Here is a 13,249-nt window from a genome sequence, read left to right on the forward strand (position 1 = left end):
CGGCCTCCTGGCCGCACTTGAGTGAATTCGGTGCGCGCGCCATGGCCATCACTCCCGGTCGAGTAGATCCCGCATATCGTCGGCATGCTCTTCCTCAACGGCGAGGATTTCTTCGAGCAAACGACGGGTTGTGGTATCCCGGTCGCCCAAATAATGAATCATCTCGCGGTAACTCTCAATCGCAATACGCTCGGCGACGAGGTTTTCGCGAATCATGTCGCGCAGGGTCTTACATGTGACGTACTCGGCGTGGCTGCGCGAGGAAAGGCTGTCCGGCGAGAAATCCGGCTCACCGCCCAGTTGCACGATACGCGCCGCGATGCGATCCGCGTGATCCTGCTCCTGTGTGGCGTGTTCGGCGAATTCGGCGGCCACCGGCTCGGCATGAATCCCCGTGGCCATGAAATGATGGCGCTTGTAGCGCAGCACGCAGACCAGTTCGGTGGCGAGTGCATCGTTAAGCATGTGGACGACCGCGTCGCGATCGGCCCGATAGTCCTCCGTGACGGCACCTTCGTCGAGGTGCTCACGGGCACGCTCGCGCAGGGCGCGAACGTCGATTTCGAAATCCTCTCCCGCGTGCTGGCTATGACCATTACCGGTCATCGCGTGCTTAGCCTGCTTGGCGTGCTGTTTAGCTTGCTTGGCGGTGTGCATCTGCGAATCCTCCTGTAGCGGTTTGGCGAGTTTGCCGGGGTCGAGGGAACGTTAATGCCATAACTGACGCCAGATATGGCGAAGGGCGGCTCAGGCCGCCCTGCGTTCCTTGACGGTATCTATCGTCGGACCACCCCGAAGAGCAGCGTGACCAGGAAGATCACCAGGAAAATGAAGAACAGAATCTTCGCGATTTCAGCCGCACCGGCGGCGATTCCCGTGAAACCGAAAACCGCGGCGATCAATGCGATCACGAAGAAAACAACGGCATAGTGAAGCATCGCAACCTCCTTGAATGTCGATGGCCCGTTAGCCCATGTGGCAAGCGCTGCGCGAACCGCTTGCCGCGAGCCACATGGCTATGCTGCGGCGCAAAATACGACCGCACCGCAGCGCGCTTCTAGTCGACGATTTTCTTGGCGACGGTCAGGCCAAGCAGCAAGAAAACCACGAACAGCACCAGGAACAGAACGAACAGAATCTTCGCAATCCCGGCGGCACCGGCGGCGATCCCGGTAAAGCCCAACAGGCCTGCCACGATCGATACCAGCGCGAATAACAAAGCCCACTTCAGCATGGCGTTCTCCTTGGTTCAATGTGTCATTTCCCGGAGACTTTCTCTGGCTCCCTGCGGCTGGCGCCTGCCTTGTCGGGCAGCACACCAACCCGAGGGCGCTGAATGAATAGTAGAAAAACGCCGCTCGCGGGACTGCCCGCGCGGCGCTGGTTTTTGCGTAGGAATTTGCTGACAATTGCCCGGAAGGTGCGATTTTCGCCGTATGATCAAGGCACTCCCCGCTATCAACGGTCATTCAAACCCCGCCCAATGCCCCGATTTACGTCCTGGTTGCGTCGCCGAAGCTGGATCATCGCCATGATCGCTGCGATCGTCATCACGGTCGGGAGTCTGATCGGACTGGAGTCGGCGCACCGCCGTCTCGCCTCCACCTACGAAGCGGCGCTGCAAAACATGACCGCCGCCAACGAGCTCAACGAGATCATTGCGCGCACCTCGACGGTGGTCGCGAGCCAGCGTGGTTATCTGCTCACGAACGATCCGAGCTATCTGGATCCGTATCTGTCGGCCGTGCGACGCATTCGCGATCTCTCCGCGCTCGTCATCCAGCACTACAAGGATGTGGGTGACGATCAGGCCACACGCGAATTCGCGCGCGTCATGACCTTGTTCTCGCAGCGCATCACGGCGATGGACACGGCGCGATCCGCCGTGACACAGGGCGAAATGACGCTTGAAGAAGCGTTGTCACCGGCCAATCTCGGCATCGGGACGATGGAACCGGTGCAGACCGGCATTACCGACCTCTATAACCGCGAGCTGGCCCGCGCCCGCACGGCGCAGGACGACGGCCGCTTCGATCAGGCGATCTCGGCGGTCAGCGCCGGCGCACTGTCGGTGCTGACGATTCTGCTCTTCATCTTGTTGTTCCGCTCGCTCGGCAAGCAGATGCGTCAGGAACAACTCGCCCGCGACCAGCTGCACGAGCAGCAGGCCCACCTCGACAGGCTCGTGCGTGAGCGCACCGAACAGCTCGACGAACTGGCCACCCACTTGCAGAACGTGAGTGAAGACGAGAAGACGCGTCTGTCGCGTGAATTGCACGACGAACTCGGCGCAATTCTTACGGCGTGCAAGATGGATGTTACGTGGGCACATCACAAGCTGCGCAACGTCGAGCCGGTGATTTCCGAAAAACTCGCACGCGCGCAACGCAATCTCGATTCGGGCATTCAGACCAAGCGCCGCATCATCGAGAATCTGCGCCCGACCGTGCTGATCAACTTCGGCCTCGTCACCGCGCTGCGCTCGCTCGCGGAAGAAACCGCCGACCAGCAACACTGGCAGCTCGATCTCGATCTGCCCGAGGAAGACTTCGCATTGCCCGAGTCGACCGCCATCGTGCTGTTCCGCGTGGCGCAGGAAGCGCTGACAAACGCAGGCAAGTACGCGCGCGCCACGACTGTGCGCATCGCCCTCGCCTGCGACGACCAACGCGTGCGCCTCGAAGTGATCGACAACGGCATCGGCCTTACGCAAGATCAGTTCAACAAGCCCAAGACACACGGCCTGTTCGGCATGCGTCAGCGCGTCTCGGCCAAGGGTGGACGCATCGACATTCACTCGCTGCCGCAGCGTCTGGGCACTGAGATTCAGGTGGTATTGCCCTTGTGCAATCCGGCCGATGCGATGGATATCGCGACCGAGGTCACCGAAAGCACCGTCTCCGCACAATCGGGCGAGGCATCGTCCGACGGCAAGACCATCGCATCGTCGAACGCGACACCTTCGCGCGACGGCATCGACACCACCGCCACGTCAGACACCTCGCAGCCTCCCCGCCCCCCGGTCGGAATGCACTGACAGCGCAACCCGACTCCGCCTACACCGCGTTGACGTCGCGGCTGACAGCACAAACACTTCGCAGTCCCTACCATGGAATCACCTGCCGACGCCGTGAGAGGCGCGGATTGTGGTCTCCGTGCGCACGCCGCGCTATAGGCGTCCGATGTGCGCTAAATGACGGAATCGCGGACTCCCCGCAGAAGCACCTGAACTAACCCAACACTGAGGAGTTGTTTATGAACTCGGATCTGATCAAGGGCAAGTGGAACCAGCTCAAGGGCGAAGCGAAGAAGCAGTGGGGCAATCTGACCGACGACGATCTGCTGAAGATTGAAGGCAATCGCGACAAGTTCGTCGGTGTTATCCAGGAACGTTACGGCAAGGCCAAGGCCGACGCCGAGAAGGAAGTCGACACCTGGAACAACCAGCACAAGCTCTGGTAAGCCAGCGTCGCTCGCGTGAGCCATGTCAGCCGGGAGGCTGGCGTGGCCCTTCCCTCCCCGCTCGCGCGTCCTATGCGCTTCGGACGACATCATCTCTCCAAGGAGAAATCAAAATGAAACGATTGATCGCCATCGCACTGCTTTCGGGCTTCGCACTCGGCCTGGCCGGTTGCAACACCATCCACGGCGCAGGCAAGGACGTTGAAAAGGGCGGCGAAGCCATTCAGGGCGCAGCCGACCGCAACAAGTAACGCGGTATCGACCGGCGTCTAACCACACCGGCGCGCAGTACCCGAGAGCATCGACATCCCCCCGAATACGCGACGCACGGCGCATAGCTCATTCCCCATGCCGTCCGGGCGTCGCCTCCATGCTTGCCCAATCCCCAGACTAGGAGGACTTTGAGATGTCACATCGAATCGCTATGAACGTCCTGACCTGCGCCTGCATCGCGGCGGCAGGCATGCTCGGCACATCGGCGGCCAGCGCCGCCGATGCTGCGGCCAAGGACCGTTACGACGCTGCGCAGAAATCGGCCGAAGCCGACTACAAGGCATCCGCTGCGCGTTGCGACGACATGAAGGACAACGCGAAGAAGATTTGTGTGGAAGACGCGAAGGGCAAGGAGAAGATCGCCAAGGCCAACGCGGAAGCTGACTACAAGCAAACGCCGAAGGCCCGCTACGATGCCGCCGTCGCCAAGGCAGACGCCGATTACAGCGTTGCCAAACTGCGTTGCGACGACAAGAAGGGCAACGACAAGGACGTCTGTGTGAAGGATGCTGACGCCGCTAAGACGAAGGCCTACGGCGACGCCAAGGTCATGCGTACGAGCCGCGAATCGTCCAAGGACACCATGGCGGCACGTCAGGATGCCAACGCCGATGCCAACAAGGCCCAATACAAGGCCGCGATGGAGCGCTGCGACAGCCTCGCGGGCAATAGCAAGGACAGCTGTGTGGCCGACGCCAAGTCGCGCTACCACCAGTAAGCACAAGTGATCATCGACTAGAACGACAGCAGGTTTAGCAGGGAGGAGGAGGCGTCACGGACCGTCACCACGGGTGAGCGCCGGACGTCGGCACCGGGCGAATGTTGCGCAAGCGGCATTCGCCCGGTGTTTTTGCGCCACAGGCCGGGCACACCATGTAAATGAATGTAACAAGTGTCGCGCGCCGCAGGCGGCGGGCCACCCCGGGACTTGGGGGGCGATGTCAACCGAAACGAGCGCAAAGCGTTGATTCTGAATAGAATAGAGGCCTTAATTTCACGTTTGGCGGCCGCTTTTCTACGCCCGAACGTTCCCCACACCGGATGGCTTCGCATACTTTGCAACAATTGCGTTACGCCCGCGTTTCGGAACTTCAGTAAAGTAAAGCCAAGGAATCTGACGAACCAGGGTGCCGGCGGGCACCGGGCGCGTCGAACGGCATGGTGCCGTTCGGGTGCCGTCATCAGTACGCTGCCAAGTCCGCAGGAGAAATGTCATGAAAACCAAGTTTGCCGCCCTTGCCATCGCCGGGGTCGCGCTCGCCGCGGGTGCGATCGGGACGGCGCAGGCACACGTTTCGGTCGGAATCGGTATTGGTGTACCGCTGATCGCACCGGCTCCGGTTTATGCACCGGCACCGGTCTACGTTGCGCCGCCTCCGCCGGTCTATGTTGCGCCGCCGCCAGTCTATGTCGCCCCGGCCCCGGTCTACTATGGCCCGCCGCCAGCGTATTACGGTCGCCCCTACGGGTATGGCTACGGCCACGGGCGCGGTTACTGGCGTCATGGCCGCTGGTACGGCTATTGATCGACGGCCGGACCGGCTTCGCTGAAACAAAACGCGCTGCCGACTGAGAAGTCGGCGGCGCGTTTTGCTTATGAAAGAGGAAAGTCTCCGGCGGAGCTCAGCGCGCCACCCGGTATGCAATCCGGAAGCCGCCCCAGTGACGTCCGTTCACATAGATCGGAGCGGACGCATCTTTCATCACCACGAACTCCCCGCCGCCCATATCTCGCCGATACGTTTGCAGCAACAGCGGCTTGGTGTTGCGCCCGGCCGCCGCCCCCGTCCGGTCGTTAAACAGACGTCGATTGCGACAGTGCGCGGCGTTCCACACGGGATCGTTCGTCGGCGCTTGCGAGAACTTGCGATTGTGCGTCGGCAGATAGCCGTTTTCATCGACCGCCGCACAGAACGTGATGCGCTCGTTCATGCCGAGCAACGGTTCCTGAATCGCAGGCAACGTCTCGTCCGTAAAGCGTGTAAAGCGCGCCATCAACTGCTGTGGGTTCGAGCCCGGAATCGGTTCGTAGCGACGATCGAACAACTCCTGCTCGCTGATCTTGCCCTTCGCGAGCGCCGCTTCGAAGCTTTCGCCGACCTGTCTGGCCGCGCGACGCACGGCCCGAATGAACGGCGTGTCCTCCGTCTCGACATCCGCCTCGGCAATCAGACCGATCAGATGCTCCGACACCGACAGCAAACCGTTGATCCGCTCGCGCGCACTCTCGACATGATCGGCGGAATGCGTCACGCCATCGGCCATTTCGTCGACGTGTGCGGCGAGCGTGTTGCATTCGTTTTCGATGGATTCACTCGCCTGTGCGATCTGTCCGGCCTGACGGTCGAACGTATCGAGCGCCGTACCGGCTGTCTCGATGACGCTGGCGATGGCGCGAGTGCCTTCGCGCGCGTCGTTAGCGCGCGCGACGTTGGCGTTGCTCTCACGCATGAGACGCTCGGTGCGCTCGCTGAGCGCCGCCAGCGTGTGTTCGATCTGCTGCGTGGCCTCGGCCGTCTTGCTCGCGAGCAGCTTGACCTCGGTTGCCACCACGGCGAAGCTGCGTCCCGCCGCCCCGGCCCGTGCGGCTTCGATGGCGGCATTCAGAGCGAGCAGATTGGTCTGACGCGCGATGACGGAGATGCCTTCGGCAACCTTGCCGACGTGATCGAGCGCTTCGCGCAGGCCGGAGATTTCGTCCGCCATGCCGGAAACGCCTTCGACAAGTCCGTGAATCGACGCGAGCGACGCATCGGCCGTACTGCGCGACGCCGAAATTTCCGCACTGGCACGATCGGCCACGTCGCGGGCTTCGCGCGCCGCCTCGGCAATCCGCTGATTCCCTTCGCTGGTATCGGTCGCGGCGCGGCGAAGCTCCTGAAACACTTCGGCCTGACGCTTGATGCGAACGGCGATTTCGTCGACGTTGCCCGCGATATCGCACAACTCCACACCGAGGGTGCCCGCGTTGTCCGCCACCTCGTTCATGATGTTGACGGTCTGCCCCGCTCCCCTTGAGCGCGTGAATAGCCCCATCGTCAGTCTCCTCGCATCTCTGATCTGCTTGTTATGACGAGGGCGAGACGGTCGCCGGAACTGCCAAAAACGTAAAACGCCGGATAGACGTCTGCGCCACACGTATGGGTATCTTTTTTACCCGGTGTCGAAAAGTATAACGGGAGAAAAAACGGCGGACTTGAGGGTTTCTTCGCGTGATTCGTCCCCGTTTTCTCTATTTTTCGACGTTTATAGGGGCACCCTCTCACGCAAGGCTTACGCGGGACTTACTGCCGGGCACGACGCCCCCTTCAAGGACCTCTCAAGGCCCTTTCAATGCCCCTGCTAACGCATCGGCCAGTGCCACGACCAACCCGCCCGCGTCGCGGCGGCGCAGCAACGCGACTTCGCTGTCGGCATTCGCGTCGTCGAGCGCAACCCGGCGCACATCCGGCCCGGCGAGCGCCGCCAGGCTCTCGGGCACGATCGCCACACCGAAACCGGCGGCGACCAGATTGACGAGGGTCGCCTTGCGCGAAGTTGCCGGAGCCGCCGCCGGAAAGAAACCGTGTTGCTGACACAGTTGCGCGACCCGGTAGCTCAGTCCACCGCGCTCGCGATGCGGCAGCGACACGAACGGCTCGCCAGCGAGCGCCGCCACGCTCACTGATGCCACATCTGCCAGCGCATGATCGCTGGCCACCAGTAGCAACAAGCGCTCACGCGCAATCGTCTCGCAAACGAGCGACGGCGCGGGGCGCAGCACGGGCAATCGCACCAACCCCAGGTCGATGCGCCCGGCTTCGACCTCGTCCTGTTGTTGTTCGGACGACAGCGTCGAGACATCGACGGTGACGCCCGGGTTCGCCTGCAAATGGGCACGCAACGCTACCGGCAGTCCCCCGGCGAACGGCACGGAACTGGAATGCGCGAGCCGCACGGTGCCTTGCTCGCCGCGCGCCACACTGCGCGTGAGCGCGACGGAGCCTTCGAGTTCGGTCAGCACGCGTCGCGCTTCGGTAACGAACGTCCGCCCGGCGGGGGTGAGCGTCACGCCTTTCGACGAGCGTTCGAGCAACACCGCCTGCAACTCCTTTTCGAGCTCGGAGATCTGGCGACTCAACGCCGACTGCGCGACGAACAGACGCTCCGCCGCCGCGCTGAACCCGCCCGCGTCGACCACTTCCAGGAAATAACGCAACTGCCGCAGCGACACCATGACCATGCCGTTTCGAGATCGAACATCGCCACATTCTATATTGGCGCGACGCCTGCACGCGGCCCTATGCTGACGGAAAACCCGCGTGCTCTCAGGCCTTTACGCCAGCACGCTCCGCATCGAATCTCAACGCCGTCACCATGCTCACCACGCTAACCACTTCTGCGCTCGACTCACTCGGCTCACTGACTGCGGCCCTTCCAACACCCGGCCACTGGCTGCTGATGAGCGCAGCGCTCGTCGTCGCCTATGTGATTTTCGGCATCGCGGGCTTCGGCACGGCGCTCGTCGCCAGCCCCCTCCTGGCTTACGCGATGCCTGTCGCGCAAATCGTGCCGATGCTCGCCCTGCTCGACTTCAGCGCGGCATCGGGTAATGTCCTGCGCAATGCCCGCGCCGCCGACATGAGCGAGTTGCGACGTCTGCTGCCCGCCATCGCGATCGGCAGCCTCGCGGGCGGGGCGCTGCTGTTGCGGCTGCAACCGGAGGTGCTGCTTAAGGCGCTGGCGTGGTTCGTCTGCGCATATGCGGTGTTTTCGCTGATCGGGCCGCGCGCGAAATCGCGTCTGTCACAGGCATGGGCGATTCCGTTCGGGACGGTGGGGGGGATGTTCGGGGCGATGTTCGGCAGCGGGGGCTTCGTCTTCGCCATCTATCTGACGAGTCGTCTGGAGCGCGTGGAGGCGATGCGCGTAACGCAGGCGACGCTCATCGGCTTCAGCACGCTCGCGCGCGCCGTGCTGTTCCTGCTGGCAGGTGTCTACGCCAACATGTCGATGCTGGTGACAGCCGTCTCGCTCATCCCCGCGATGATCGTCGGTATGTGGCTCGGCAAGCACATCACGTTGCGGCTCTCTCGGCAACAGTTCGTGCGCGCGGTGAATTTCGTGGTGCTGGTCGCAGGCATCGCATTGCTGATACGCAGCCGGTAAACATCGCGCCAGCAAGCGGGTATGCGGGTATGCGGGTATGCAGGTATGCAGGTATGCTGACGGCCATTCTTACGCGACGCTCCGCTCATGTCTCTGCCCGCCCTGCTCGTCTTTGGCGAAGCCCTCACCGATCTGATCCGTCAACCGGAGAGCGACGGTCGCCAATGGATCAGCCGTGCGGGCGGCGCATGCTGGAACGTCGCTCGGGTGACGGCGGCGATGGGCGTGGCGACGGGCTACGGCGGCGCCATCAGCACGCATGCTCCGTTTGGGACCGAATTGCTCGCGCTCTCCCGCGCAGCCGGGCTGGATGAGCGCTACTGGCAGGCCGTCGATGCGCCACCGCTGGTGGCTGTCGTGCACCGGCACGATCCGCCTGCTTACTTCTTTCTCGGTGAAGGCGCGGCCGATCTGGCATTCGATCCGGCGGCCTTGCCCGTCGGCTGGCAGGATGCCGCACACGTCGCGCATTTCGGCTGCATCAGTCTCGTTCGGGAGCCGCTGGCAAGCACGCTGCTCACCATCGCGCAGACGTTGCACGACACCGGTGTCGCGATCAGCTTCGATCCGAATCTTCGGAATCTGATGGGGCCTGCGTATTTCGCCACGTTCATTCGCATGGCGCGCCTCTCGACGTGGCTCAAGCTCTCAGTCGAAGACTTGCGCGGCCTCTACCCGACACTTCCCGACGACGACGCCCTCGCGGACGTGCGTCGCATCGCCCCGCAAGCGCAGATTCTGTTGACGGATGGGGCGCGTGGCATGCGCTTGCTGCTGCCGGACGGCAGTGTCCTCGTCCAACCGGCGTTCAGTGTCGAAGTGGCCGACACCGTTGGCGCGGGCGACGCGGCTATCGGTGGCTGGTTAGCCAGCCTGTCCCGAATGCCGGACGCGCCGCTCGCCGTCCATTTGCGCCGTGCTGCGGCTGCCGCCGCGCTGGCCTGCACCCGCACTGGTGCGCACGCGTCCGGCTGGGACGATGTCGAAGCGCTCGCTCGAACCTGACTTCCACCGCGATTCGAACGCAAGCGTCGAGTCAATCATCCGAATACTGGCTATGATGAGAGCCAATCATCACCCCAGCCGATACATTCGACAATATGACGCCCGACCAATTGCTGACCTTCGCGACGGTGGCCGAACTCGGCAACATCAGCCATGCGGCGCAGGCGTTGCACCTGTCGCAGCCAGCCGTTTCCGGCCAATTGCGGCTGTTGCAGGAGTCGTTCGGCGAGCCGTTATACCGGCGTGACGGACGCGGTATCCGTCTGACCGCCGTGGGCGAGCAGGTGGCCGTCTACGCGAACAAGCTGCGTCAGGATTACCGTCAGGCGATGGCGTTGCGCGACAGCTTGCGGGGACTGGAGACGGGCGCGCTGCGCATTGGCGCAAGTACGACGCCCGCGAGCTATCTGCTGCCATACGTCATCGCAGAATTCCATCAACGCTACCCGGCGGTCGCGCTGCATATCATCGACGGCAACACGAGCGAGATCGTGGCGCAGCTCGACCGGCTCGACGTCGCATTTATCGAGGGGGCGGTGCCGCCGGGGTTATCACCGGAGATTGCGGTGCGTCCGTGGCGCGACGACGAGATCGTGGCGATTGCGCGCGCCGATCATCCGCTCGCGCAGCATCCTGAGGGCGCGTCGCTGCAAAGCATTGCCGCCTATCCACTGATCATGCGCGAGCCCGGCTCCGGGGTGCGAGCGCTGGTGGCGCGCGCCTTCTCGGTATCGGGACTGGAGCCGCGCGTCGCGCTCGAACTTGCGGGGGTGGAAAGTATCAAGGAAGCCGTGCGCGCAGGCATGGGCGTGGGCTTCGTGTCCGCGATGTCGATGCGTCACGAAGACGCGGCGTTGGCCACCGTGCGCATCGATCCGCCGCACGGCCTCAAGCGTCTGCTGACCGCGCTCGTGCCACATGCCGACGCGTTGTCGCGTCCCACCGAGCGCTTTCTCGCCCAGTGTTTTGCAGGGGACGCCACCGATCCGGCCCCGATGCGGTGACACGTGACAACGACCCCATCGTGCGCCGCACGGCACTCGTCGCATCGCGAACCGGATCGGCGCGTCAGGCCGATCTCCTACGACCTTATTTGAAATCCCAGGCCATCTGCTCGGCGACCGACGTCGCTTCCGATGACCGCACACACACGTCCAGATAGTCAGTCACGGCAGGCGGCGGAGGCGTGCCCTCGCCGAGCAGACGACGGTTGTCGAACACATAGTCGAGCGCCGCAAAAGCGCCATAGCGACGCAACGCCTTCGCCATCAGACGGCTATTGCCATGTCCCAACTGACGCGCCAGCGCAGGCGTCAGCCGGTCGATCTCCGCTTCGCCGATGTGGCGGAAGCGCTCGCCAAGGGGCGCCACACCGCGCGCTCTGGCCAGCGCCGCCTCGATTTCGCGAATCGTGCGCGCACTGCCCTCTCCCGCCGACACGTGATACAGGTCGTGACGCAGTCGGGGCAGGAACGCGAGATCGATGAGCGCATCGGCGCAGTAATCGACCGGCACGACGTCGAGACGGTCGTCAAGCCCGCACGTGAATGCGCCCAGCAACTGCACCATCCGGAACATCCAGAAAATGCTGCCTGACGGCTCGCAGCCGAGGCGCGTGTGCCCCACCACGATGGATGGCCGCGCGATCACCAGCGGCAGGCCCGGCCACTCGCTGCGCAGACGCCGCTCGGCCTCCGCCTTCGACGCCGTGTAGGCCACCACCTGATGGTCGGCAAACGCGAGCTCGTGCGATTCCTTCACTACGCCGGACAACGCGTCGCCGCACGCCATGGCGGTGCCGACGTGCACGAAGCGCTCAAGCACCGGCGACGCCGCGACTGCGCGCGCCAGCGCCAACGTCCCGGTCACGTTGACGGTATCGAGTTGCGGATGTGCCGAGAAGCTCGCAATCGCCCCCGCGTGAATCACGTGCGTGACGCTGCGCATGCGCGGGTCGTCGTCGAACGTCACCGGCTGCGCCAGATCGCCGCAAACGATGTTCGCTTCGGTGAGCGTCAGCCGATGCACGGGTGCCACGCGAAAACGGTCCATTGCGGCGCGTACACGGGCAAGACCGTCGCTGCTGGTGCGCGCACGCACGAGCAGCAATAACGACGGACCGAAGCCGTCCTTCAGAAGTTGGGCGACAACGGCGCCGCCCACAAAACCGGTACTGCCGGTGACGAGAATTCGCATGGCGATGGCCTCACAGAACGATATGCGTCGCAGATCGCCCGATCAGAACGTGTAGTCGAGCGTTGCCGCGGCCTGATAGTTGGTCTTGTTGAAGACGATGGGGCTCTTGGCCGCGTTGCCGGTGTAGCGAATCACGCCTCCCGCGACCGTCGTGCTCCAGTGCTTGGTGAATTTGTGCGTCCAGTTCGCCGTCAGGCTCACGCCGTACAGGCCGCCGCCGGGGGCGTACTGACCGAAGCCGGAGTTCAGGCTCTGGTTGGCCGTCACACCGAAATAGGTTTGCGCGTACTTGCCGCTGGCGAAGTGCGCGGTAGCGCCGATGCCGACGGAATCGGCCGCCGACTTGTAGATCACGCTATCGACCGAGAAGCGGTAGATGTTGCCGCGATCGCGGTTGGTCAGCGCAATGTCGGTCGCGACACTCACGACGGCCAGATCGCTGATCGTGTAGCCAGCTTGCAGCGTGGTGAAGAGCGAGCCCTTGATGTTGCCCATGCCGCGCAGCTTCTTCGAACCGGCGTCGAGCCCTTTGGGGTCGTCCTTGCGTCCGCCGTCATACGAAAGTGCAGCGGACACGAAGAAGCCCGCGGGCAGCGACAGGCGATAACCGATGCCGCTCAGGCCGATGAACACGCCGATAGGCGTTTGCAACGCCAGGTTCAACGCGGGCGTCGCACGATATTCGTCGCTGCCCATGTAGCGCGGCGAGACACCGACGCCACCGCCAAGGGTGAATTCGTAGCCGCTGTCCGCCGCCTTCGTGGGCAGACTCTGGTCCGGCTGAATGCCGCTGTATCGGGCCGGCTCGACAGCTAATGCGGGCGATGCGACACCCGCGAACAGCACGCCCGCCGCCACTGCCATGAGAGGGTGCAAATGGCGATTGCCGCAATGGCTTCGGTGGGCGCGAAGGCGACGGAGGGGGCTGGCGAGACGGCTTTTCATGGCACTCCTACAAAATTCGATGAGTTTCAGTAGTGGGAACTTGGCATTGCAATCTGCGGATGGATCGCAAGTTGAACGCATGGTAGGCAAGAAGCCTTCGCGTGGCTGTTATCCGATTTAGGAGAGTTGTGAACAAATGTTTTCATTTGTTCGAAGGTTTGAAACGCCCGCCTGGCGGGCCTCCAGGGCAGTAAAATGCGCCTCACGGGAGTGCTGCCGG

The 13,249-nt window shown here is 63.2% G+C and carries 15 protein-coding genes; 8 read left to right on the plus strand and 7 right to left on the minus strand.

Features of this window, described 5'->3' with window-relative positions; translation table 11 throughout:
- Positions 1 to 48 precede the first annotated feature (48 nt).
- The 3 genes from PCO31010_RS16685 to PCO31010_RS16695 all read right to left on the minus strand — a co-directional run bounded on the left by PCO31010_RS16685 (position 49) and on the right by PCO31010_RS16695 (position 1,234).
- Complete coding sequence (locus PCO31010_RS16685) at positions 49 to 606, minus strand: ferritin-like domain-containing protein (protein ID WP_150665322.1); 558 nt, start codon at positions 604 to 606, stop codon at positions 49 to 51.
- A 170-nt stretch (positions 607 to 776) separates the two neighbouring features.
- On the minus strand, positions 777 to 938 hold the full coding sequence (locus PCO31010_RS16690; protein ID WP_039374862.1) for a DUF1328 domain-containing protein: 162 nt from the start codon (positions 936 to 938) through the stop codon (positions 777 to 779).
- 119 nt (positions 939 to 1,057) lie between these two features.
- Entirely contained in the window at positions 1,058 to 1,234 is a 177-nt protein-coding gene (locus PCO31010_RS16695) for a DUF1328 family protein (protein ID WP_150577609.1), read from the minus strand.
- A gap of 297 nt (positions 1,235 to 1,531) precedes the next feature.
- On the opposite strand from PCO31010_RS16695, the gene PCO31010_RS16700 reads away from it, so the two are divergent.
- The 5 genes from PCO31010_RS16700 (at position 1,532) to PCO31010_RS16720 (ending at position 5,261) form a co-directional block, all read left to right on the plus strand.
- Positions 1,532 to 3,037, plus strand: a complete 1,506-nt coding sequence (locus PCO31010_RS16700) for a sensor histidine kinase (RefSeq protein WP_174984840.1) — start codon at positions 1,532 to 1,534, stop codon at positions 3,035 to 3,037.
- 218 nt (positions 3,038 to 3,255) lie between these two features.
- Entirely contained in the window at positions 3,256 to 3,462 is a 207-nt protein-coding gene (locus PCO31010_RS16705; protein ID WP_039400354.1) for a CsbD family protein, read from the plus strand.
- Positions 3,463 to 3,575: 113 nt separating this feature from the next.
- The gene (locus PCO31010_RS16710; protein ID WP_039374867.1) at positions 3,576 to 3,713 is read left to right on the plus strand and encodes an entericidin A/B family lipoprotein; all 138 of its coding nucleotides are present in this window, start codon (positions 3,576 to 3,578) and stop codon (positions 3,711 to 3,713) included.
- A gap of 173 nt (positions 3,714 to 3,886) precedes the next feature.
- Positions 3,887 to 4,453 carry a hypothetical protein gene (locus PCO31010_RS16715; protein WP_150665225.1) on the plus strand — a complete coding sequence of 189 codons (567 nt, stop codon included), beginning with the start codon at positions 3,887 to 3,889 and terminating at the stop codon, positions 4,451 to 4,453.
- 496 nt (positions 4,454 to 4,949) lie between these two features.
- Positions 4,950 to 5,261 carry a hypothetical protein gene (locus PCO31010_RS16720; RefSeq protein WP_246184639.1) on the plus strand — a complete coding sequence of 104 codons (312 nt, stop codon included), beginning with the start codon at positions 4,950 to 4,952 and terminating at the stop codon, positions 5,259 to 5,261.
- A 97-nt stretch (positions 5,262 to 5,358) separates the two neighbouring features.
- Here the strand turns inward: PCO31010_RS16720 and PCO31010_RS16725 are convergent, their stop codons facing one another.
- Complete coding sequence (locus tag PCO31010_RS16725) at positions 5,359 to 6,771, minus strand: methyl-accepting chemotaxis protein (protein ID WP_150665226.1); 1,413 nt, start codon at positions 6,769 to 6,771, stop codon at positions 5,359 to 5,361.
- 283 nt (positions 6,772 to 7,054) lie between these two features.
- Positions 7,055 to 7,957, minus strand: coding sequence for a LysR substrate-binding domain-containing protein (locus PCO31010_RS16730; RefSeq protein ID WP_246184640.1), 903 nt, complete (start codon positions 7,955 to 7,957; stop codon positions 7,055 to 7,057).
- Positions 7,958 to 8,091: 134 nt separating this feature from the next.
- On the opposite strand from PCO31010_RS16730, the gene PCO31010_RS16735 reads away from it, so the two are divergent.
- From PCO31010_RS16735 to PCO31010_RS16745, 3 genes are all read left to right on the plus strand, one after another.
- Positions 8,092 to 8,883, plus strand: a complete 792-nt coding sequence (locus PCO31010_RS16735; RefSeq protein ID WP_150665227.1) for a sulfite exporter TauE/SafE family protein — start codon at positions 8,092 to 8,094, stop codon at positions 8,881 to 8,883.
- A gap of 87 nt (positions 8,884 to 8,970) precedes the next feature.
- Positions 8,971 to 9,888 carry a carbohydrate kinase family protein gene (locus PCO31010_RS16740; protein ID WP_150665228.1) on the plus strand — a complete coding sequence of 306 codons (918 nt, stop codon included), beginning with the start codon at positions 8,971 to 8,973 and terminating at the stop codon, positions 9,886 to 9,888.
- 95 nt (positions 9,889 to 9,983) lie between these two features.
- Positions 9,984 to 10,892 carry a LysR family transcriptional regulator gene (locus PCO31010_RS16745; RefSeq protein ID WP_150665229.1) on the plus strand — a complete coding sequence of 303 codons (909 nt, stop codon included), beginning with the start codon at positions 9,984 to 9,986 and terminating at the stop codon, positions 10,890 to 10,892.
- Positions 10,893 to 10,977: 85 nt separating this feature from the next.
- Here PCO31010_RS16745 and PCO31010_RS16750 read toward each other — a convergent pair whose 3' ends face one another.
- Entirely contained in the window at positions 10,978 to 12,084 is a 1,107-nt protein-coding gene (locus PCO31010_RS16750) for an SDR family oxidoreductase (RefSeq protein WP_150665230.1), read from the minus strand.
- A 42-nt stretch (positions 12,085 to 12,126) separates the two neighbouring features.
- Positions 12,127 to 13,029: a MipA/OmpV family protein gene (locus PCO31010_RS16755; RefSeq protein WP_174984845.1), complete on the minus strand. Its 903-nt coding sequence runs from the start codon at positions 13,027 to 13,029 to the stop codon at positions 12,127 to 12,129.
- Between the last annotated feature and the right edge of the window lie 220 nt (positions 13,030 to 13,249).

The organism is Pandoraea commovens (assembly GCF_902459615.1).
Taxonomy (GTDB): Bacteria; Pseudomonadota; Gammaproteobacteria; order Burkholderiales; family Burkholderiaceae; genus Pandoraea; species Pandoraea commovens.

Excerpts from the sequence above, each read along its gene's own strand:
- PCO31010_RS16730 (WP_246184640.1), bottom strand. The coding sequence starts at position 7,957 with ATGGTCATGGTGTCGCTGCGGCAGTTGCGTTATTTCCTGGAAGTGGTC.
- PCO31010_RS16735 (WP_150665227.1), top strand. The coding sequence starts at position 8,092 with ATGCTCACCACGCTAACCACTTCTGCGCTCGACTCACTCGGCTCACTG.
- PCO31010_RS16725 (WP_150665226.1), bottom strand. The coding sequence starts at position 6,771 with ATGGGGCTATTCACGCGCTCAAGGGGAGCGGGGCAGACCGTCAACATC.
- PCO31010_RS16710 (WP_039374867.1), top strand. The coding sequence starts at position 3,576 with ATGAAACGATTGATCGCCATCGCACTGCTTTCGGGCTTCGCACTCGGC.
- PCO31010_RS16695 (WP_150577609.1), bottom strand. The coding sequence starts at position 1,234 with ATGCTGAAGTGGGCTTTGTTATTCGCGCTGGTATCGATCGTGGCAGGC.
- PCO31010_RS16705 (WP_039400354.1), top strand. The coding sequence starts at position 3,256 with ATGAACTCGGATCTGATCAAGGGCAAGTGGAACCAGCTCAAGGGCGAA.
- PCO31010_RS16720 (WP_246184639.1), top strand. The coding sequence starts at position 4,950 with ATGAAAACCAAGTTTGCCGCCCTTGCCATCGCCGGGGTCGCGCTCGCC.
- PCO31010_RS16700 (WP_174984840.1), top strand. The coding sequence starts at position 1,532 with ATGATCGCTGCGATCGTCATCACGGTCGGGAGTCTGATCGGACTGGAG.
- PCO31010_RS16745 (WP_150665229.1), top strand. The coding sequence starts at position 9,984 with ATGACGCCCGACCAATTGCTGACCTTCGCGACGGTGGCCGAACTCGGC.
- PCO31010_RS16750 (WP_150665230.1), bottom strand. The coding sequence starts at position 12,084 with ATGCGAATTCTCGTCACCGGCAGTACCGGTTTTGTGGGCGGCGCCGTT.
- PCO31010_RS16690 (WP_039374862.1), bottom strand. The coding sequence starts at position 938 with ATGCTTCACTATGCCGTTGTTTTCTTCGTGATCGCATTGATCGCCGCG.
- PCO31010_RS16685 (WP_150665322.1), bottom strand. The coding sequence starts at position 606 with ATGACCGGTAATGGTCATAGCCAGCACGCGGGAGAGGATTTCGAAATC.
- PCO31010_RS16740 (WP_150665228.1), top strand. The coding sequence starts at position 8,971 with ATGTCTCTGCCCGCCCTGCTCGTCTTTGGCGAAGCCCTCACCGATCTG.
- PCO31010_RS16715 (WP_150665225.1), top strand. The coding sequence starts at position 3,887 with ATGAACGTCCTGACCTGCGCCTGCATCGCGGCGGCAGGCATGCTCGGC.
- PCO31010_RS16755 (WP_174984845.1), bottom strand. The coding sequence starts at position 13,029 with ATGAAAAGCCGTCTCGCCAGCCCCCTCCGTCGCCTTCGCGCCCACCGA.